Here is a 19216-nt window from a genome sequence, read left to right as displayed (position 1 = left end):
CGGCGCTCAGGATCGGTCCTGGGGAGAATCTTTGGAGTTCGGGCTGGAATTCCCCTCCGCGACCTCCCCCAGCAGGCTATCGATCGCCCTGCGCCCCTTCTTCCCCGCCTCCGGCATGAAGTGGGCGTAGTGGTCGAGGGTGATGGTCGGCGATGAATGCCCCAGCCACTTGGTGAGGGTTACGACCGACTCGCCTGCCTCGAGGACGAGGGATGCATACGTGTGCCTGAGCACATGGAACCCGTCCTTCGGTGCCGCTTGCCACTGCCAAGGTTTCGCCCCCCTTGACGCGTGGTGGGATCACGCCGCCCTGGCCAGCGCAGGCTTCCAGATCTCGGTGTTCCAGGTGTTGGCCGCGATCGCGTTCCCGTACTTCGTCGTCAGCACGAGGCCGAACTTCTTCCGCTCCCTGTCAGGCTCGGGACCGCCCCATGGAAACTCGACCTTGTTACCCGGGTAGGACCTGGCGTGCTTCACCAGCTCGTCAGCCACGGAGCGCGGCATGTCTACGACGCGTGTTCTCCCAGCCCTTTGGAAGCGTGAAGTACTTGCGGCTATTGAGTATCTGCACCTGCCGCCAGATGTGAAGGACTCCGCGCCCGTAGTCGATGTCCTCCAGGCCGAGCCCGAAAACTTCTCCTTGGCGCAGACCACACCCAAGCCCCAACTTGGCTGCACCACGCACACCCGGCATCCAGTACTGCTCGACGTATTCAGCGAGCGTGATGGAGCCGTCACGTGGATCGACAAACTCCCCAGGCTCCTGGTCGGTACTGGATCGCCGGAGCCACGCCTTCGCATCCTCCAGCGTGTCGAAGGACCTGTCCCGGACTCCGGGGATCCCGGCTACCCGGTATCTCTTACCTTTTCCGTAGCGATCGGTGCGCTCTCGTTTCCCGGTGATGGGATCTTTCAGAAGCGGCGGACGGAAGACGACTTCCCTGTCAAGTTCCGCATGCTGAGCCGCGGCGGCAGCGGACGGTGTGACCGGCTGTCATCGCGGTGGGCTGCGTACGCGCCGTCCCGTGGAGCGGGGGCTCACGGCCTGGGTGGAGCAGAAGGATGCGGCGGTGGGGCATCGGCTTCGTTTCGCCAGGTTCACGATATCGAGGTGCTGGCTAGGTTGGTGTCGGCATCGCCGCGGCAGCAATCTGGCAGTAGGGCGTCCGCCGTAGGGAAACTCATCGTGCCCGGCCCCAAGACCGTACTCAGGAAGCTGGTCAGGCGTTCGAGCCGCCGGGATGCTCGGAACACGCTCGACGCGACCAAGACGCTCAGCGCAACCGGGACATTCGGTGTAGGGGGTCGAAAAAAGGGGGCCATGTCATGAAGGCGATCGTTCAGGATGCATACGGGTCGGAGGATCTGCTGGAACTGCGTGACATCGAGCGGCCCGTACCCCGCGACGACGAGGTGCTCGTCGAGATGCGTGCCGCGGGGGTGGGGCCCGAAGTGTGGCACCTGATGACCGGGCGGCCGTACGTGGCCCGGGTCGCGCTCGGACTTCGTAAGCCCAAGAACCCCGTCCGCGGCTGGGACGGGGCCGGGCGCATCGAGGCGGTCGGGGCGAAGGTGACCGACTTCAAGCCGGGGGACGAGGTGTTCGGCAACTGAGAGGGGGCCTTCGCCGAGTATGCGCGTGCCAAGGCCGACAAGATCGTGCTCAAGCCCGCCACCCTCACATTCGAGCAGGCCGCCGCCCTCCCCGTCTCCGGCATGACCGCCCTCCAGGCCCTCAGCGGCAAGTCCCGCCCCCAGCCCGGTCAACGGGTCCTCGTCATCGGCGCGTCCGGCGGCGTGGGAACGTACGCCGTCCAGCTCGCCACGATGTACGGCGCCGAGGTCACCGGCGTCTGCGGCCCCGCCGGCGCGGCCCTCGTCCGGTCCCTCGGCGCCACCCACGTCATCGACTACACGCGCGAGGACATCACCGACAGCCCACACCGCTACGACGTCATCGTCGACAACGCGAGGCTTGGGGCAGCCTGCGCAGCCCAGACGCGAACAGGAAGCCCGCCGGCACTAGGGCAGCGAACATCGTCCAGCACGTACTCGTCGACTGCCGCGCGCAGGCCCTGCTTGGAGCCGACGTGCCGGGTCACCCAGGCTGGCGAGAGGTCGGCTGACCCTGCAAGCGAGCGCCCCGGGAAGCCGGGGCGCTCGGGTCAGTGGCTGCCGTTATGCCGTCTGTGGCTGCAAGAAGCGGGCCAGCAGGTCGTCCAGGCTCACCATGCCGGTGAGCCGGCCGGAGTCGTCGCGGACGACGGCGAGCGAGGCCCGGCGGCGGCGCAGCAGGTCGATCGCGTCAGCGACCGTGGCGTCCCCGGTCAGCTCGGGCACCGGGCGGGCCAGAGCACGGGCGCTGGTGGCCCGTCCCTGGGCGCGGGCGACCAGGGCGTCACGTGCGTGCACCGAGCCGAGGACGGTGCCGTGCTCGCGGACCAGGAGCCGGGTGCGGTCGTTGCCGACGGACAGGCGCAGGATCTCGTCGGCGTCCGCGTCGGCGGCCACCGAGGTGATCTCGGTGGCCGGGACCAGAAGGTCCCGTACCGGGGTCTCGGGTTCGGTGAGGGAACGCGTCAGCAGGTCCGAGTCCGTCTCGCTGATCAGGCCGAGCCGCTCTGACTCCTCCACCAGGTGCGTGAGCTGCTCCCGGTTGTTGACCGAGGTCAGCTCGTCGCGCGGGGTGACCCGACAGAGACGTACCAGGCCGTTGCTCATCTTGTTGAGCGCCCAGATCAGCGGGCGTACGGCCTTGACCACGCCCCGGAAGGGCGGGGAGAGCAGCATCGCCGAGCGCTCGGGATGGGCGATGGCCCAGGACTTGGGCGCCATCTCGCCGATCACCATGTGCAGGAAGACCACCACGACCATGGCCAGGGCGAACGCGACGCCGTAGCTGAGGGTGCTGGGCAGACCCAGCTTGTGCAGCAGCGGGTCGAGTTCGTGGGAGATCGCGGGCTTGGACACCGAGCCCAGCCCCAGCGTGCACACGGTGATGCCCAGCTGCGCGCCGGCCAGCATCAGCGACAGCTCCCGCATGCCGGCCAGAGCCGCCTTGGCGCCGCGCGCGCCCTCGGCCGCGGCTTTCTCCATGCGGTGCCGTTTGGCGGCGACGAGCGCGAACTCGGCGGCGACGAAAAACCCGCTGCCGATCAGCAGCAGCACCGTGACGAAGAGCGCCATCGGGAAACTCATGCCGACTCCTCCGCCATCTCGGCCACCAGCCGCTGGATCCGAACCCGCTCCGGTACGTGCCGGTCCAGGGTGCGCACGTCGATCACCGCGCGGCCGCCGTCCGGCAGATCGACGGTGAGGCGGTCGCCGATGGCCGGGAAGCGACCCAGCTGGTCGACGATCAGGCCGGCCACGGTGTCGTAGTCCTCCTCCTCGGGCAGCTCGATGCCGGTGGCCTCGGCCACCTCGTCCAGACGGCGCCCGGCGTCCACCAGCCAGCCCTCCCCGTCCGCGACCGCAGTCTCGGTGACGGTGTCGGACTCGTCGGCGATGTCGCCCACCAGTTCCTCGGCGATGTCTTCGTAGGTGACGATGCCGGCCACGCCGCCGTGCTCGTCCAGGACCACGGCGAACTCGTCGTCCCGCTCACGCATCTGTTCCACCGCGTCCGGCAGCGGCAGGGTGTCGGGCAGCAGTAGCGGCCGACGGGCCACCGCGCCCGCCGTCGTCCCCACGAGCCGGTCGGCGGGCAGCGCCATCAACTCGCGCACGCCGAGCACACCCGCGATGTCGTCCGGGTGATCGCCGAGTACGGGGTAGTTGGAGTGGCCGTGCTTGCCGATGAGGTCGATGGCTTCGACCGCGGTGGCGTCCTTGCGGACGAAGACGGCGTCGGCACGCGGCACCATCACCTCGTCCAGCGTCCGCTCGGAGAACTCCAGGGCGTGGTCGAGCAGCGCGGCGGTGTCCTTGGGCAGCTGTCCCTGCGCGTGGGACTCGCCGATCAGATGGCCCAGTTCCTCGAGGGTGGCGCCGTGGTGCAGCTCCTCCACGGGCTCGATGCCGGCCTTGCGCAGCAGTCTGTTCGCCGCGCCGTCGAAGATGTGCACGACGGGTCCGACGACCCTCAGGTACACCACGGTGGATGCGGCCAGGGACTTCGCCAGCCGTTCGGGCACGGCGATGGCGAGGTTCTTGGGGGCCAGCTCGCCGATCACCATCTGCACCACCGTGGCCAGCACGAAAGCGAGCACGACGGAGATGCCGGTGACGGCGCCCCCGGGGATACCGAGGCCGGACAGCGCGGGCCTGAGCAGCGCGGACACGGACGGCTCGGCGATGAATCCGACGACCAGGCCGGTCACGGTGATGCCGAGCTGGGCGCCCGACAGCATGAACGACAGCCGCTCCAGCACCTTGAGGGCGCGGGCGGCCTTCCGGTCACCGGCTTCGGCCTCACGGGCGAGGGCGAGCCGGTCGGCGGAGACGTAAGCGAACTCCTGGGCGACGAAGTAGCCGGTGCCCAGGGTCAGCACCAGGACGGCCAGCAGGCCGAGTGCGGCACTCATCCAACACCACCCCGCCGCATGCCGTGCTCAGGAATGACCTGGCGGGATGGTCGGGGACTGTGCCCCGGAGAGTCCGTCGATCTGGCGGACAAGTTGGTGCTCCTTCACTGGAATGTTCACCTTGGCAACGATTCTGACGACATCCGTGTTCCCGGGCGCAGCTAGGCTGGGCCGGTGACGAGGCGAGAGGCCGCTCACGCCCTGCCTGGCGCCGGTCCCACCAGCTCGGACAGCACGTCCTCCATCGTCACGAACCCGATCACCTTTCCGTGCTCCCCGAGGACCCCAGCGAGATGGCTCCGCTCGGCGCGCAGGGTGGTGAGGGCGTCGTCCAGCGGGGTGTCGATATGGACCCGCGTGACCGGGTGCAGGGCTGTGCGCGGGAAGGGCCGGTCGCGGTCGGTGAGTCCGAGGGTGTCCTTGATGTGCAGGTAGCCCAGGAGGGCGCCGTCGGGGCCGGTGACCGGGAAGCGGGAGTATCCGGCCTCGGCGGCCACCCGCTCCAGCCGCGCCGGGGTGATGGTGTGGTCGACGGTGCGCATCCGCTGCGCCGGAACCAGGATCTCCCCGACCGGGCGGGCGCCCAGCTCCAGCGCGTCCCGCAGACGCTCGCCGTCGGCCGGGCTGAGCAGTCCGGCCTCGCTGGAGTCCACCACCATGCGGGCCAGCTGGTCGTCGGTGAAGACCGACTCGACCTCGTCCTTCGGCTCGACGCGCAGCAGCTTCAGCAGGGCGTTGGCGAAGGCGTTGATCCCGAACACGAACGGCCGCATCGCCCGGGTGAGCGCCACCAGCGGCGGGCCGAGCAGCAGGGCGCTGGGCACGGGGGCGGCGAGCGCGATGTTCTTGGGCACCATCTCGCCGATCAGCATGTGCAGATATGTGGCGAGCGTCAGCGCGATGACGAAGGCGACCGGATGCACCAGGCCGTGGGGGGTGTGCACCGCCTCGAAGGCGGGTTCGAGCAGGTGGGCGACGGCCGGTTCGGCGACCGCGCCGAGCACCAGGGAGGAGACGGTGATGCCGAGCTGGGCGGTGGCCATCATCGCGGAGAGGTGCTCCAGCGCCCACAGCGTCATCTTCGCCCGCCGGTCACCCGCCTGGGCGCGGGGTTCGATCTGGCTGCGGCGGACGGAGACCAGGGCGAACTCGGCGCCGACGAAGAACGCGTTGGTCAGCAGCGTCAGGGCGCCGATGGCCAGCTGCAGGGCGGTCATCGGGCCTCCCCCGCGAGCTGGGCCGGAAGTACCACGGCCGGTTCGGTGATACGTATCCGGTCGGCACGGTGGTGCTCGACCACCACTACCTCCAGCCGCCAGCCGTCGAGGTCGAGGGTGTCGCCCTTGACGGGGATGCGGGCCAGGCGGGTCGCGACCAGTCCTGCCACGGTCTCGTACGGCCCCTCCGGCGCGGTCAGTCCTATGTCCGCGAGCTGGTCGATGCGGACACTGCCGTCCGCCTCCCACACCGCGCGGCCGTCCTCGCCCGCCGGAGCAGGCACCAGGTCGGGCGTCTCGACGGGGTCGTGCTCGTCGCGGACCTCGCCGACGACCTCCTCGACGATGTCCTCCACCGTGGCGACACCCGCCGTACCGCCGTACTCGTCGATGACCACCGCCATGGTGCGACTGGCGCGCAGCCGCTCCAGCAGCCGGTCGGCGGTCAGGCTGTCCGGCACCAGCAGGGGGTCGGTGGTCAGCTCCGTGATGGGCGTGACCGCCCGCTTCTTCGGCTCCAGGGCGAGCACGTCCCGGATGTGCACGGTGCCGACGACCTCGTCGAGGCTGTCGCGGTAGACCGGGAAACGGGACAGGCCGGTGGCGTGGGAGAGGTTGGCCGCGTCGGCGGCCGTCGCGTGTATTTCGAGCGCCTTCACGTCGACCCGCGGGGTCATGACGTTCTCGGCGGTCAGCTCGCTCAGGTGCAGGGTCCGTACGAACAGCTCGGCGGAGTCGGCTTCCAAGGCCCCTTCGGCGGCCGAGTGCCGGGCCAGCGCGCCCAGTTCCTCGGCCGTGCGCGCGGAGGCCAGCTCCTCGGCCGGCTCCAGGCCGAAGCGGCGCACGAACCTGTTCGCGGTGCTGTTCAGATGCCCGATGAACGGGCCGAACGCGGCCGTGAACCCGCGCTGCGGCCCGGCGACCACCTTGGCCACCGCCAACGGCCGGGAGATCGCCCAGTTCTTGGGCACCAGCTCACCGACCACCATCAGCACGACGGTCGAGACCGCCACGCCCAGCACGGTCGCCACTAACGACGCGGCACCGCCCAGGCCGATCGCCTCCAGCGGGCCGCGCAGCAGCGCGGCGAGGGACGGCTCGGCCAGCATGCCGATCAGCAGGGAGGTGACGGTGATGCCGAGCTGAGCGCCGGAGAGCTGGAGGGTCAGGCGCCGTACGGCCTTCAGCGCGCCGTCCGCGCCGCGCTCGCCAGCCTCGGCGGCACGCTCCAGCTCGCCGCGCTCCACGGTGGTCAGTGAGAACTCAGCCGCGACGAACACCGCGCAGGCCAAGGTGAGGAGGAGGGCCAGCAGGAGCAGCAGGACCTCGGTCACTGTGCCACCCCCGCTCCATCACTCTCATGAGTCGGACGGGGTACGGCACGGCTGGTACTGGGAGGCTCACCCATCGGGGGAACGTCGCTCCTTCTGATCACGCACACAACAGACGGAAAACAGGGGACGGCAACAGAATCACCTGCTTCTACACCCACTGTAAAGGAGTCACAAAGTGTCACCTTCGCCGACTTCCGGGAGCCGGTTTTCAGCCGTTGCCGCAACGCGGGCGCGTGCGAGGCCCTTCCCCCCGCGCCGACCGCCCTATGCTTCTACTCGCCTGTAGAAGGGCCTACTTCGGCCCGGAACACATAGACACGCGTGAAGGAGTGGACGCCACGATGGTGTTCAAACGACTGCTCGGCTCGCTCGGTGTGGGCGGCCCCACGGTCGACACGGTCCTCGACCCGGCTCCCGTCCGGCCCGGCGGCACGCTCACCGGCCAGGTCCATCTCAAGGGCGGCACCGCCGGCTTCGACATCGAGAGCATCACCCTGGAGCTGGTGGCACGGGTCGAGGCCGAGCACGCGAAGGGCGAGAGCGAAGGCGCCGTCACCTTCGAGCGGTTCACCGTCGGAGGCGGCTTCCGGCTCGCCGAGGGCGAGGAGCGCAGCGTGCCGTTCAGCGTAACGCTGCCGTGGGAGACGCCGATCACCGAACTGTACGGACAGGCGCTCGGCATCGCGCTCGGCGTGCGCACCGAGCTGTCCGTGGCCGGCGCGAAGGACAAGGGCGACCTCGACCAGCTCAACATCGCCCCGCTGCCCGCCCAGGAGGCCATCCTGGAGGCGCTCGGGCAGCTCGGGTTCGGCTTCCGGTCCGCCGACCTGGAGTACGGCCGCATCGGCGGCACCGGCCAGCAGCTGCCCTTCTACCAGGAGCTCGAACTCACCCCGGCCCCGCCGTACGCCCACCAGGTCAACGAGATCGAGCTGACCTTCCTGGCCAATCCGGGCGGCCTGGAGGTAGTCCTGGAGGCCGACAGGCGAGGCGGCCTCTTCTCCTCCGGGCACGACGCACTCACCCGCTTCACCGTCGGCCATCACGAGGCCCGCGACTGGAACACGGAAGTCGACGGCTGGATCCGACAGTTGGTCGAGCACCGGGCGTCCTGCGGCGCTCACGCCGGACACGGACACGACGACCACCACCACGACGGCCATCGCTCCGGCCCCGGCATGGGCACCGCCGTCGCCGCGGGCGCGGCCGGGCTCGCGGTCGGCGTCGTCGGCGGCATGGTCGCGGCCGAAGTCGTCGACGAGGTCGGGGACTTCTTCGAGGGCGACGAGGAAGACGAAGGCTGAGCCGGAGCGAGGACGGGGGCGAACCGTAGACAGGCAGGAGAAAGGACTCGCTGCCACTCCCCTCCTGGTAACTTCTACAGTGTTGTAGAAAATCTTCGACCGTATGGAGCTCTCATGGCCCTGTGGGACCGCATCAAGGAGTCCGCATCGACGATGCAGACCCAGCTGGTGGGAAAGAAGAACGACCTGAAGAGCGGCGCCTTCCGCGACGCCAGCATGGCGATGTGCGCCCTGGTCGCCGCCGCCGACGGCACGGTCGACCCGTCCGAACGGCAGCGGGTGGCCCAGCTCATCGCCACCAACGAGGTGCTTCAGAACTTCCCCGCCGACGATCTGCGCCGCCGCTTCGAGGACAACCTCGACAAGCTCACCGCCGACTTCGACTTCGGCAAGGTGAGCGTGATGCAGGAGATCGCCAAGGCGAAGAAGAAGCCCGCCGAGGCCCGTGCCGTCATCCAGATCGGCATCGTCATCGGCGGCGCCGACGGGGACTTCGACAAGGACGAGCAGGCGGTGGTCCGCGAGGCGTGCTACGCGCTCGACCTGCCGCCGCACGAGTTCGACCTCTGACCGATCAACACCCGGCGTGCCGGGCGGACGCGAGAGGCGTCTGCCCGGCACGGCTGGTCAGCGGATGTCGGGATGCCGTCGGGGCGCAGATTCGTCCTGGACGACCCGAGTCACCGGGTCGGCCACGACACCAGCCTCCTGCATCGCCCCGACTCCGAGCACCCCGGCCGGCGTGCTTCTCCCAGCCCGCCGGACAGGTGACCCTCGTGGTACTGGTGCAGTGACGGGCGATGCCCGCTCCCACGACGGTGAGGCCGCGCCTCGCGCAGCTTCGCCTTGTGAGACTCATCACCGGGCTCGGCATGCTGGTCGATCACGCCCAACCGCGCCCGGCCGGGCTCACAGAGGCGTCGCCGCGTGCAGGATGAGGACCATCGTCACCGCCGAGTTCGCCGACGACATCGCCGATACGGCCGTCCCCGCGGCCGCGCCCCACACCGCCAGGCCCACCGACGTGAACACCGGCGGCCAGCTGCGCACCACGGGAGCCGGCCCCAGCAGGGCCGCCACGCGGCGCGGCACCGGACCGGGCGCCGCGAAACCGGCGAGCGTGGCCACCGGGGTCCCGCGCGACACGAGGGCCGCTTTGCCGATCGCGCATGCCACCGTCCGGCGGCTGCCGATGACCTGTGCCGCGTCCTCGTCCGCCCACCGCTCGGCCGTGTACGACACCGCCGTCCGCAGCGGTCGCAGGAACGGATTGGCTCGCGCGGCCAGTTGGACGGCGAGCAGGAAGCGGTCGTGGCGGGCGGCCAGGTGCGCGCGCTCGTGGGCGAACAGTGCCCGGCGCTCGGCGGGTTCGAGGCAGTCCAGCAGGGCCGTGGTCACGACCACGCGATCCCGGCGTCCGCCCGGCAGGGCATAGGCGTAGGGGAGTTCGTCAGGGAGTACGGCGACCTCCGTGTCCGGCAGCCCGGACAGCGCGCGGTGGGCACCGCGGCGTACCCGGCCGTGCCGCCACAGCATCCGGCCGCAGGCCACCACCACCGCACACAGCGCGGGGATCGCCGCCTTGCCGACGACCTCGTCGTAGGGGACCGCCGCCCGCACCTCGGGGTCCGACCATCCGTCCGGCAGCGGGTTGCCGGGCAGTTGGGCGGTGCCGACCACCATCACGAGCCCCAGGCAGACCGTGCTGCAGGTCGCCATCACCGCGGCCACCCCGGTCAGCAGCCTCGTCGCGGTCCGCGGATGCAGGTGCTGCTCGGCCAGCCGTGCGATCGGCCATGCGGTGAGCGGCAGGACCAGCGGAAGAAAGACGAAGACCCCCATGAGGTGTCAGCCTTCCCCGTCGCCCCGGGACTGATCCAACAGGTGGCGCAGAAGCTGTTCGTCGTTGGGATCGAGTCCGGTGACGAAGCTGGCCAACACCGCCTGCCGGTCGCTCTCGGCGTCCAGCACCTTGCGCATCTTCCGGGCGGCCAGGCCCGCCTGGTCCGAGGCGGGCGTCCAGGCAAACGAGCGCCCCGCCCGCTCCCGGGCGACCGCACCCTTGGCCAGCAGCCGGGTCAGGATCGTGATCACCGTCGTGTAAGCAAGGTCCCCGCCGAGCCGCTCCTGCACCCAGCCGGCCGTCGCCGGACCGTCCGCCTCCCGCAGCGCAGACAGGACCAGCGCCTCCAGTTCGCCCTGCCCCCGCCGCCGGGGACGCTGCTGCTGATCCGCCACGCCCTGTCTCCCTTCCGCCGCCGTCCGTTTCCCGACCGGACATCGTATAGATGCCGGTCGCGATCCATCGCCGTCCGAGCCGCACCGGCCCCCGCCAAGGCATCTACAAAATTGTAGAAGATATGCTGCCGACTGGCGCCGGCAGGGCTTCCTTCGACGCCGCGATCGGAAGCTCGGCCCCCGCGGAAGCACGCGTGCCGCTCACCACCTATCGCATCCCGTTCGACAACCCCCGTGACGGACAAGGCACTTCGAGTCGACCCTCTGCCTCATTTTTTTCTACAGTGCTGTAGATTCTAAATCCCGGGTCCGCACCACGGGCCCGGACCGCACCTGCCAAGGAGGAGTACGCAGTGGGAGTTTCCCTGTCCAAGGGCGGCAACGTCTCGCTCAGCAAGGAGGCGCCGGGCCTGACCGCGGTCCTGGTCGGACTGGGCTGGGACGTGCGGATCACGACCGGCACCGACTACGACCTCGACGCCTCAGCTCTGCTGCTGGACGCTGCGGGCAAGGTCCTCTCCGACCGGCACTTCGTCTTCTACAACAACCTCTCCAGCCCGGACGGTTCGGTCGAGCACACCGGTGACAACCTCACCGGTGAGGGGGAGGGCGACGACGAGTCGATCAAGGTGAACCTGGCCGCCGTACCGGCCGAGGCCGAAAAGATCGTGTTCCCGGTCTCCATCCACGACGCCGACAACCGCGGCCAGAGCTTCGGGCAGGTCCGCAACGCGTTCATCCGGATCGTGAACCAGGCGGGCGGGGCCGAGATCGCCCGCTACGACCTGTCCGAGGACGCCTCCACCGAGACCGCCATGGTCTTCGGTGAGCTCTACCGCCACGGCGCCGAGTGGAAGTTCCGCGCCGTGGGCCAGGGATACGCGTCCGGGCTGGCCGGGATCGCGTCCGACTTCGGCGTCAACGTCTGACCGAACAGGAGACCACGTGGCCGGCCCGCCCCGCCTCCGCCCGGAGGACCACACGGACTTCGAAGCCGTACTTGATGTTGCGCTGAACACCGGGGACGTCTGCAGCGTCCTTCGCACCGACCCCACCGGCCGGGCGGGCGCACAGCTGCGCATCCAGGCGCTCGGAGCAGCGGACGAGATCACGGCGGCGGCCGCAGACGCGTACGCCGTGTACCTCACCACGCGGGACTCCGCCAGGCCGCCCGACCTGAAGCGCTCAACGGGCGAGGGAACCGTGCTGCCCGCCCTCATGGTCCTCACCCCGCTGCTGGCCGCCGCGTCGGCCGCGGTCCTGCTCCTGCTCGGCTACGTCCTTCAAGTCGCCGACGCCTCGGGCAGCTTCCCGGCCTCACTCGTCACCGCAGGCTGGGTGCTGGCGCTCATCGCCGTGGTGAGCACGCTCGTCGCCCTCACCGCCCTGGTGCGCACGGCTCTGCACCAGCGCGGCGGACGACCGTCCGCCGACCGCGTAGAGCAGGCCCGGCTGGCTTGGCAACAGGCGCTGCTCGATCGCGGGATGCTGCCCTACCTGCGAGGATGCGTGCGCCGGGATCCACTCCCCGGCTCCGCGATCACACAACCCCCGGTCCACGAGTAGACAGGACCCGCATGTTCGGACTGAGTGAGCTCGCCGTCATCCTCATCGTCGTCATAGCCGTGCTGGCCGCCAAGAAGCTGCCCGACCTGGCCCGCTCGGCAGGCAAGTCGGCTCGCATCCTGAAGGCGGAGTCCAGAGCCATGAAGGACGAACAGGAGCCGACCACGCCCCGTGTGATCCAAGGTGAGACCGCCAGCCCCGGTCATGGGCCCGGCACGGCCCCGGACCGGCCCCAGCCGTCCGAGCCGCGCAATGCCCGGGACACCGGACCGCAGCGGCCCCAGGACTGACCCAACCGCCCTCGCCGCCGAGCCGCCGCATCCGGGCCAGGGACTGGGGCCAGGTCGCGGATGATGGCCTCCCCCGGGTCGTACGCGCTGCCTGAAGGATCGAACGGCCCGGGCGTGCCGTTCCCGGTCGAGAGGTGGACGGGGGGTTGCCGCGCTGCGTACGTCCCGCACCGCCGTCGGTGTTCTTCTCACGGGCTGGGCTCAAGCCGTGAGAATCCGGGCGGCTCCGAAGCCGACCGGGCGGGCGGCAGCGCCAGGGCGCGGGCTTCTGACCGTTGCTCTTTCCGGGACCTGCGGGGCCTCCACACCAGGGCTGAGCCCTTGGGATCGCGGATTTATGCGGTCAGCGCCCCTTGCAGAGGTCGCCCCGTGACCTCGTTTGCCGTCAGAATTCACTCGTGCCGCGCGGCGGAGATCCCACACACCGCTGCTCTGCGGAAACACCATGTGGCCTGCTGTGATGGCGTCGGCTGGTGACGCAAGAACAGACGGTTTGGTGGGTCGTCACCGTTTTTGGCCCTGCCGTGCCCTGCCTGGCGCTTCTCAAGAGTGTTTTGCCCATCAACACCCTTCCCTGGAAGGGCAGGGAAGTGATTACCACGCTGAGTAGCTGCCTTCACTCAGGCCCGCTGCCACCGCCCACCACCGCAGCCGCGAAACCGCAGACCACAGCCCCCGTCTCCGACGGTAGTGCTGGGCGAGGGGCTGCCAGACCATTGCGTGACGGCGGCACCCCTCTGGCGAGGCACTTCGTCACGGCGTCGGCATGCTGACGCCGTGACGGAATGCCGACCTGGCGGATTCACCGCCGACGACAGGGACCCACCTGGCGCCAGGGCGGCTTCAGCCGTCGCGCCCGGCACCGCGATCGGGTGCGCTCATGTCCCCCGTCCCGGGCGTGCCATCGGCGAGCCCGTAGCGCAGGTACACGGTGCCCTTCGGACCGGCTACAGGCGGTTCAAGGAGTGTGACGTTCGTGGGCACCGCGCCACCGTCGAACACCTTCTTACCGACGCCGAGCATGATCGGGTGCACCCAGAGGTCGAGACGGTCGAAGAGCTTCTCGCGCAGGAGGCTCTGCACCAGGTTCAGGCTCCCGACGACCTTCACGTGCTCGTGCCGGTCACGGATCTCGCGCACCGCGCCGGCCAGATCCGGGCCGAGCTGCGTGGACCCGGCCCACGAGAGGTCGGGCCTGCCGCGGGAGGCCACGTACTTCGGGACGCTGTTGAAGAGCGTGGCGATCTCGTTGTCCTGGCCGCCCTCCTGGTACGGCCAGTAGGCGGCGAAGATGTCATACGTCCGGCGGCCGAGCAGGAGGGCGTCCGTGCCCTCGTACGCGGCACCGACCTGCGCCCCTGTGACCTCGTCCAGCAGGGGCGCCTGCCAGCCGCCGAACGGGAACCCCACCGGGTCCTCGTCGGGGCCGCCGGGCGACTGCCCGACGAGGTCAAGGGTTGCGAACAGCTCGATGTGGATGAGGCCCATGCCTTACTCCGGATGAGTTGGTTGTCTCGGTGGGAAGGGAGACCTGTGGGCGCCGGCAGACTCATCGCTGCGACGGCACCCGGCTTCGGGCCACCACCCCGTCCCGCGATGAGCGTCATTGCGACACTCGGCAGCAGGGCTCGGCAGGTATGCCGTGCGCCTTGATCCAGGCCCGCCCGTCCCATTCCTCGAACAGCACATGCCGACCGCTCTTGAAGCGCGCAGCACGGTGCCCTGCAGGTGTACCGGGCCAAGAGGACCTCAGCGCTGTTGGCGGCACGCTGGCGGGTGGTGCGGCGCTCAGCCCTTCGGTGTGATGTTCGCGTTGAAGCGGAGTAGGTTGCCGGGGTCGTACTTCGCCTTGATCTCCGACAGCCGGTCGTAGTTGCTGCCGTAGCCCTCCCGTAGGAGTTGCTCCCCCTCTTCCAGGAAGCCGGGGAAATTGAGGTAGACGCCCCCGGTGGAGAAGTGGCGCAGGTCGGCGAAGGTGTCGCGGACCCAGGCAACATTCCGCTCCGAGTCGGCCTCGCGGTCCCAGTTCCCTTCGATGCCGAACAGGTAGGGCACGCCGCGGTTGGCGAAGGCCGTCTCCTGCTCGTCTACCCGCGCCATCGCGCCACCCTGGTACCAGACGTCGATGGTCGAGTCGGGCGAGGGTGCCGCGGCGGCGTGTTCGGTGAGGCGCGCGATCAGCTTGTCGCTGAGCTCGGGCGCGTTCACGGACTTCCAGTAGTAGAGCCTGCCGTCCGGGTAGTCGTCGTCCAGGAACTTCTGCCCCTCGGTGTAGGGGACGGCTTCGCTGAGGTCGCAGAGGGGCTCGGCGATTTTCCGCAGCGGCCGCAGCGCGCGCTCCCCCTCCTCGGCTGCCGTCTCACCGGCGCCGGGGGACACCGCGAGGACCGCCGCGAAGGGTTCTCCGTGCGCCGCCGCCGGGAACTCCTCGGCCTGCGGTATCCGGCCTAGGACGACGAGCGGTGCTGCCTCCTCCGGCGACTCGGCGACGTACCGCTCACAGGCCCGGAGCACCTCCTCGACCCGCTCCAACGGGTAGTACACAGTGCAGAGGAACACACGCGGCCCCACGGGATACAGCCGGTACTCGAAGGAGGTCACGACGCCGAAGTTGCCGCCGCCCCCGCGGATCGCCCAGAACAAGTCCTGGTTCACACTCCCGCTCGCGGTGAGCAGCGCCCCCTCAGCCGTGACCACACTGGCCGATACAAGGTTGTCGCAGCTCAGACCGTACTTGCGGCGGAGCCAGCCCATTCCGCCCGACAGGGTGAGCCCGGCGATCCCGGTCGCCGACACCACTCCCACGGGTGCGGCGAGCCCATGCCGCTGGGTTGCGCGGTCGAGGTCTCCCAGGGTGCAGCCGCCCTGCGCACGGGCCGTGAGCCCCTCGGGGCGGACGTCGAGGTCCGTCATCTCCGACAGGTCGACGACCAGTCCGCCGTCGCAGACCGCCTGGCCCCCCACCCCGTGACCGCCCCCGCGCACCGCGAGCGGCAGCGAGTTGTCCCGGGCGAAATTCACGGAGGCGACCACATCGTCCTCACCGCGGCAGCGTGCCACGAGCGCCGGCCGCCGGTCGATCATGCCGTTCCACACTGCTCGCGCCGTCTCGTAATCTGGGTCCTCGGGGCGGATGAGACGCCCGCGCAGCCCTGAGGCGAAGCGGTCCAGGACGGCGCGGGGAAGACCGTTATCCGGGGTGGTCCGGCCGCCAGGGCCGGCCTGATGTCCACGGTTGGGCGTCTCGCTCATGGTGGTCACCTCCCATTTCCAGCATCACGGCGGACGGAGGGGGCCGCCATCCGCAACTGCGGTACGGCCTCTGCGGTCGCCGCGACACAAGCAGATCTCCAGGGCCTGTGGGACGGTGTGGGTACGGGTGCGCGGGCGTGGGCTCTCCACGAAGATCCGTTCCAGGAGGCCGGGCATGGGCGAAATGATCAAAGCCGGCACGGGAGAGATCTGGGTCGAGCGCCGCGGCCAGGGACCGGACGTCCTGCTCATCGCCGGGCTCAGCGACCCCGCCGAAGCCTGGCAGGCACAGCTCGACGGGCTTGCCGACCGCTATCGGCTCACCGCCTACGACAACCGCGGAACCGGGCGTACGCCGCTGCCCGAGGGCCCCCTGTCGGTACCCGGAATGGCCGAGGACGCCGCCGCGGTACTGCGCGCACTCGACATCCCGGCCGCCCATGTCATGGGGTTCTCGGGAGGCAGCCGCATCGCACAGGAACTCGCGCTCAGCCAGCCCCGGCTCGTCCGCAGCCTCGTCCTCATGAGCACGTGGGGCCGCTCCGATGCCTACTTCCGGACGATGACGGGCTTCTGGCACTGGATGGCCGAGCGTGCCCCCAGCGAACGCGCCATGCTGGAGGCGTTCCTGCTGTGGATCTACACCCCGCGGGCGCACGCCGACGGCACTGTCGACCGGATCATCGAGGAAACCCTGGCCTTCCCGCATCCGCAGTCCGTCGAAGCCTTCCAGCGCCAGCTCGCCCCGTTCCGGACCCATGACACGCTCGACCGCCTGGCGCAGATCACCGCGCCGACCCTGGTGCTGGCCGGCGAACTGGACATCGCCACACCGCCGCGCCTCGGCCGAGCCGTTGCCGACAGGATCCCGGGCGCCAGGTTCGAGGTACTGCCCGGCGAAGCCCACCAGCCCTTCCAGGAGGTCCCCGACATGTTCAACGCACGGGTCGACGCCTTCTGGCGGGAGGTGGAGTCCCAGGACTGAGTTGAACGGCAGCGAACCGTTCGCCCACGAGGTCCATCGGCCGGGCCTGTCGTTGCCGGATCTACCGCCACGCCGACGGCACCACCAATGGCAACAGGAATCCTTACGTCGCACCGTCGGCCACGGGGATCGAAAGCAGTGGGCTCCCGGTCCTGCTAGCGGTGCTCGGGGTTGTCCGCCCCCGGTCGGCAGCCGGCATCCCACTCCGTGCGCTGGTTGCCGTGGGGTGGAACGCCTCCGGCCCGTTTTGAGCATGGCGGCCAGGTGCATCAGGTTCCAGGTCATGAAGTTGGTGTTGCGGTTGGTGAAGTCGTTCTCCGGGCCGCCCGAATCGGGGTCCAGGTAGGAGGGGCCGGGACCCGCGGCGCCGATCCAGCCGGCGTCCGCCTGCGGCGGGATGGTGTAGCCGAGGTGCTGCAGGCTGTAGAGGACGTTCATGGCGCAGTGCTTGACGCCGTCCTCGTTGCCGGTGATCAGACACCCTCCGACCCGTCCGTAGTAGGCGTACTGTCCCTCGGGGTTGAGCAGGCTGGAGCAGCTGTAGAGGCGCTCGATGACCTGCTTGGTGACGGAGCTGTTGTCGCCCAGCCAGATGGGCCCGGCCAGGACCAGGATGTCCGCGGCCAGCACCTGCTCGTACAGCGCGGGCCAGGCGTCCGTGGCGAAACCGTGTTCGGTCATGTCGGGGTACACACCCGGCGCGATGTCCTGGTCGACCGCGCGGACGAGCTCCGTGGTCACCCCCTGCGCGTCCATGATCGCCCGGCTCTTGTCGATGAGTCCCTGGGTGTGGCTGAGCTGGGGGGACGGCTTGAGCGTGCAGTTGATGAAGAGCGCGCGCAGGTCGTCGAAGCGGTATCCGTCCTCGGTGGACGGGGTCGGCGGTGCTGCCATGGCGGACTCCGGGGAGCAGAGCGGACAGGGGCGAGGGGCGGTGCCAGCGGCAGCGTCTCGCGGAAATCGCGCGCTGTCCCGTTACGACGCACTGGCACAGGGTGGGTTCCAGGAGTGCCCGACCGCTCGTCGTGCGCCGGTATCCCGCCTCCCGGATCCTGGAGGCACCCGCCGGGCCCCGGATCCCGGCCCGCCGAGGACAAGGCAGCAGCGCCATGACGATCGGATGTGTCCGCGGATAGCGTGATCCCACTCCCGCCCGAACGGGTGGCCGAGTACGCCATGGACTGGCGCCAAGACGCCAAGTGGACCCAGGGCATCCGCACCGCGGAACTGACCCGGGAGGCGGACGTAGGCGGCTTCGGCGTGGGCGCCGAGATCAACCGGACGGCGTACTTCCCCGGCCGGCGCTTCGACTACGTCCTGCGCGTGGCCGCGTACGAGCCGCCCCGCCTGGACATGATCTTCGTGGCCGGCTCGATGCCCATGCACGTCACGTACACCTTCGAGCCGGACGCGCGGGGCACCCTCGCCCGCATTCGTGTCCGGGGCGGAAGGCGGCTTCTACCGGCTGGCCGCACCTCCTGGCCCGTCGGGTCCGCTCCTCCCTCGGCAAGGACCTGCGCGACCTCGAGCAGAGACTCACCGGACGCTAGGAGGAACCGGCATGGCGTACGACGAAGGCTTGGCCGAACGGATCAGACAACGGCTGGGCGCTGAGCCGGACATCACGGAGAAGCGCATGTTCGGCGGGATCGCCTTCCTGCACCGCGGCAACATGGCCGTGGGCGTGAGCGGCGACGATCTCATGGTGCGGGTCGGCCCCGACGACGCCGACGCGGCTCTGGCCCGGCCCGGCGCACGCGTCTTCGACATGACCGGCCGCCCGATGCGCGGCTGGATCCTCGTCGCCGGGACCGCGCTCAAGGAGGACGACGTCCTCGACGAGTGGATCGACAAGGGACGCACTTTCGCATCGAGCCTGCCGCCCAAATGACCTCGGCACGCGCCCGTATGACAGATCACCTGGGCGGCCACCCGCCACCCCGCGCGGCCAGAAGATGTGGCTGTCGACGAAGGACCAGCCGGAGGCGAGGAGGACGGCCGTGCCGGGGTTGACCCGGATGCCGTCCGTTCCGTTGGTGAACGCCTTGGCGTCTCCGGTGATGATCCGCAGGAACTTGGGCATCGCCACGACCTTGCTGCTCGGGTTGCCCACGCATTCCAGGGTCACCTGCGAGGCCGTGAGGATCTTGCCCACATCGCCCTCGGCACCACCGCCCGGCTGGTCGGCGTCGAACGACGATTTGTCCCCCTTGCTCTGGCAGGTCGTCTCGCCGGCCGCGAAGTCCTCATTGTCGGCGAAGGCGTCGTTGGCCTGATTGCCGACATAGTCGTGCGTGTGGCGCGCCCCGTTGTCCACACCGGGCGCGACGATGATGTTGTCGCTGTTGTGCAGCTCGGCTCAGCGCCCCGGTCCCGGGGCCTCCATGCCGAAGGTGCCCTGGAGGGTGGGGCGGGTGGTGAACATTCGGGCTCTCAACGCAAGCCCCTGGACGTCGACTGCTCTGGCCGCGGCCGCGGTCGCGGGGGAGCATAGGAGCTGAGCG

Annotated in this window: 18 protein-coding genes and 4 pseudogenes; 10 read left to right on the top strand and 12 right to left on the bottom strand. The window is 69.8% G+C overall.

The window, feature by feature from the left end; translation table 11 throughout:
• Positions 1 to 6: 6 nt before the first annotated feature.
• Complete coding sequence (locus tag CLM62_RS19390) at positions 7 to 234, bottom strand: tyrosine-type recombinase/integrase (RefSeq protein WP_095751153.1); 228 nt, start codon at positions 232 to 234, stop codon at positions 7 to 9.
• 66 nt (positions 235 to 300) lie between these two features.
• Positions 301 to 492 carry a hypothetical protein gene (locus CLM62_RS19385; protein WP_143659117.1) on the bottom strand — a complete coding sequence of 64 codons (192 nt, stop codon included), beginning with the start codon at positions 490 to 492 and terminating at the stop codon, positions 301 to 303.
• Positions 493 to 1326: 834 nt separating this feature from the next.
• On the opposite strand from CLM62_RS19385, the gene CLM62_RS51600 reads away from it, so the two are divergent.
• Both CLM62_RS51600 and CLM62_RS51595 read left to right on the top strand, forming a co-directional pair.
• Positions 1327 to 1614, top strand: a complete 288-nt coding sequence (locus tag CLM62_RS51600; RefSeq protein WP_257003925.1) for an alcohol dehydrogenase catalytic domain-containing protein — start codon at positions 1327 to 1329, stop codon at positions 1612 to 1614.
• A 102-nt stretch (positions 1615 to 1716) separates the two neighbouring features.
• Positions 1717 to 1956: pseudogene (locus CLM62_RS51595) on the top strand (zinc-binding dehydrogenase); the annotation flags it as partial.
• Positions 1957 to 2178: 222 nt separating this feature from the next.
• Here the strand turns inward: CLM62_RS51595 and CLM62_RS19375 are convergent.
• From CLM62_RS19375 to CLM62_RS19360, 4 genes are all read right to left on the bottom strand, one after another.
• Positions 2179 to 3198: a hemolysin family protein gene (locus CLM62_RS19375; RefSeq protein WP_095751151.1), complete on the bottom strand. Its 1020-nt coding sequence runs from the start codon at positions 3196 to 3198 to the stop codon at positions 2179 to 2181.
• Positions 3195 to 4526, bottom strand: a complete 1332-nt coding sequence (locus tag CLM62_RS19370; RefSeq protein WP_095751150.1) for a hemolysin family protein — start codon at positions 4524 to 4526, stop codon at positions 3195 to 3197. Before CLM62_RS19370 ends, CLM62_RS19375 begins: the two co-directional genes overlap by 4 nt.
• Before the next feature lie 194 nt (positions 4527 to 4720).
• On the bottom strand, positions 4721 to 5743 hold the full coding sequence (locus tag CLM62_RS19365) for a hemolysin family protein (RefSeq protein WP_095751149.1): 1023 nt from the start codon (positions 5741 to 5743) through the stop codon (positions 4721 to 4723).
• The gene (locus tag CLM62_RS19360) at positions 5740 to 7077 is read right to left on the bottom strand and encodes a hemolysin family protein (RefSeq protein WP_095751148.1); all 1338 of its coding nucleotides are present in this window, start codon (positions 7075 to 7077) and stop codon (positions 5740 to 5742) included. The genes CLM62_RS19365 and CLM62_RS19360 overlap by 4 nt, the downstream gene beginning before the upstream one ends.
• 341 nt (positions 7078 to 7418) lie before the next feature.
• On the opposite strand from CLM62_RS19360, the gene CLM62_RS19355 reads away from it, so the two are divergent.
• Both CLM62_RS19355 and CLM62_RS19350 read left to right on the top strand, forming a co-directional pair.
• Positions 7419 to 8381, top strand: coding sequence for a sporulation protein (locus tag CLM62_RS19355; protein WP_179382149.1), 963 nt, complete (start codon positions 7419 to 7421; stop codon positions 8379 to 8381).
• Between the two features lie 114 nt (positions 8382 to 8495).
• Positions 8496 to 8951 carry a tellurite resistance TerB family protein gene (locus CLM62_RS19350; RefSeq protein ID WP_095751146.1) on the top strand — a complete coding sequence of 152 codons (456 nt, stop codon included), beginning with the start codon at positions 8496 to 8498 and terminating at the stop codon, positions 8949 to 8951.
• Positions 8952 to 9290: 339 nt separating this feature from the next.
• Here the strand turns inward: CLM62_RS19350 and CLM62_RS19345 are convergent, their stop codons facing one another.
• Both CLM62_RS19345 and CLM62_RS19340 read right to left on the bottom strand, forming a co-directional pair.
• On the bottom strand, positions 9291 to 10223 hold the full coding sequence (locus tag CLM62_RS19345; RefSeq protein WP_095751145.1) for a M56 family metallopeptidase: 933 nt from the start codon (positions 10221 to 10223) through the stop codon (positions 9291 to 9293).
• Between the two features lie 6 nt (positions 10224 to 10229).
• Positions 10230 to 10619 (bottom strand): BlaI/MecI/CopY family transcriptional regulator, encoded by a 390-nt coding sequence (locus tag CLM62_RS19340; RefSeq protein WP_095751144.1) that lies wholly within the window; start codon positions 10617 to 10619, stop codon positions 10230 to 10232.
• A gap of 353 nt (positions 10620 to 10972) precedes the next feature.
• Between CLM62_RS19340 and CLM62_RS19335 the strand changes: the two genes are divergently transcribed.
• Genes CLM62_RS19335 through CLM62_RS19325 form a run of 3 tightly spaced genes read left to right on the top strand, consistent with a single transcriptional unit; the run spans position 10973 to position 12475 of the window.
• Positions 10973 to 11548, top strand: coding sequence for a TerD family protein (locus tag CLM62_RS19335; protein WP_095751143.1), 576 nt, complete (start codon positions 10973 to 10975; stop codon positions 11546 to 11548).
• A gap of 16 nt (positions 11549 to 11564) precedes the next feature.
• A complete protein-coding gene (locus CLM62_RS19330) occupies positions 11565 to 12185 on the top strand; it encodes a hypothetical protein (RefSeq protein ID WP_095751142.1) in 621 nt (206 codons plus the stop codon).
• 11 nt (positions 12186 to 12196) lie between these two features.
• Complete coding sequence (locus tag CLM62_RS19325; RefSeq protein ID WP_095751141.1) at positions 12197 to 12475, top strand: twin-arginine translocase TatA/TatE family subunit; 279 nt, start codon at positions 12197 to 12199, stop codon at positions 12473 to 12475.
• Positions 12476 to 13318: 843 nt separating this feature from the next.
• Here CLM62_RS19325 and CLM62_RS19320 read toward each other — a convergent pair.
• Entirely contained in the window at positions 13319 to 13963 is a 645-nt protein-coding gene (locus CLM62_RS19320; protein ID WP_095751140.1) for a dihydrofolate reductase family protein, read from the bottom strand.
• A 300-nt stretch (positions 13964 to 14263) separates the two neighbouring features.
• The gene (locus CLM62_RS19315; RefSeq protein ID WP_257003924.1) at positions 14264 to 15727 is read right to left on the bottom strand and encodes an FAD-binding oxidoreductase; all 1464 of its coding nucleotides are present in this window, start codon (positions 15725 to 15727) and stop codon (positions 14264 to 14266) included.
• Between the two features lie 175 nt (positions 15728 to 15902).
• On the opposite strand from CLM62_RS19315, the gene CLM62_RS19310 reads away from it, so the two are divergent.
• Positions 15903 to 16712, top strand: coding sequence for an alpha/beta fold hydrolase (locus CLM62_RS19310; protein WP_095751139.1), 810 nt, complete (start codon positions 15903 to 15905; stop codon positions 16710 to 16712).
• Positions 16713 to 16867: 155 nt separating this feature from the next.
• Here CLM62_RS19310 and CLM62_RS19305 read toward each other — a convergent pair.
• Positions 16868 to 17606, bottom strand: a pseudogene (locus tag CLM62_RS19305) (flavodoxin family protein).
• A gap of 228 nt (positions 17607 to 17834) precedes the next feature.
• Here CLM62_RS19305 and CLM62_RS19300 point away from each other — a divergent pair.
• Both CLM62_RS19300 and CLM62_RS19295 read left to right on the top strand, forming a co-directional pair.
• Positions 17835 to 18262 (top strand): annotated as a pseudogene (locus CLM62_RS19300) (SRPBCC family protein).
• An 11-nt stretch (positions 18263 to 18273) separates the two neighbouring features.
• Positions 18274 to 18603, top strand: coding sequence for a TfoX/Sxy family protein (locus CLM62_RS19295; protein WP_095751138.1), 330 nt, complete (start codon positions 18274 to 18276; stop codon positions 18601 to 18603).
• A 135-nt stretch (positions 18604 to 18738) separates the two neighbouring features.
• Here the strand turns inward: CLM62_RS19295 and CLM62_RS19290 are convergent.
• Positions 18739 to 19068 (bottom strand): annotated as a pseudogene (locus CLM62_RS19290) (hypothetical protein); the annotation flags it as partial.
• Between the last annotated feature and the right edge of the window lie 148 nt (positions 19069 to 19216).

This window comes from Streptomyces sp. SA15 (assembly GCF_002291145.1).
Lineage (GTDB): Bacteria > Actinomycetota > Actinomycetes > Streptomycetales > Streptomycetaceae > Streptomyces.
This window is presented reverse-complemented; position numbering and strand designations above follow the sequence as displayed.